This is a genomic window from Shigella sp. FC1661 (genome assembly GCF_001712525.1).
In the GTDB taxonomy this organism is placed as follows: Bacteria; Pseudomonadota; Gammaproteobacteria; order Enterobacterales; family Enterobacteriaceae; genus Escherichia; species Escherichia coli.
Map to the genome: position 1 here is coordinate 1 of NZ_MDGW01000500.1, position 387 is coordinate 387.

Genomic DNA, 387 nt, shown 5'->3' on the forward strand with positions numbered 1-387 from the left:
GAGGCTTTTGGTGTTTTGCCCTGACGCTCATCACGCAGTTGTTTGACCCATCTTGTCATTGTGGAAAGGCCAACATCCATAGCTTTGGCGGCATCTGCCACCGTGTATTTCTGGTCAACAACCAGTTGAGCGGATTCGCGTTTAAACTCTGCGCTAAAATTTCTTTTTTTCATTGGAGCACCTGTGTTGTTCTGAGGTGAGCATATCACCTCTGTTCAGGTGGCCAAATTCAGTGTGCCACTTCAGGAATCGAACCCGCATCATCAGCTTGGAAGGCTGAGGTAATAACCATTATACGATGCCCGCATATGGTGCCGACTACCGGAATCGAACTGGTGACCTACTGATTACAAGTCAGTTGCTCTGCCTGCTGAGCTAAGTCGGCGC

General features: G+C 49.1%; 1 protein-coding gene and 2 tRNA genes. All 3 read right to left on the reverse strand.

Features of this window, described 5'->3' with window-relative positions; all coding sequences use genetic code 11:
* Nucleotides 1-173 (reverse strand): IS3 family transposase (locus tag BFF42_RS21225; RefSeq protein WP_069673492.1); only part of this gene is annotated, 173 nt, incomplete at its 3' end.
* 62 nt (nucleotides 174-235) lie between these two features.
* A tRNA-Gly gene (locus BFF42_RS26855) sits at nucleotides 236-303 on the reverse strand.
* A 6-nt stretch (nucleotides 304-309) separates the two neighbouring features.
* Nucleotides 310-385, reverse strand: a tRNA-Thr gene (locus tag BFF42_RS21230).
* Nucleotides 386-387: the final 2 nt, after the last annotated feature.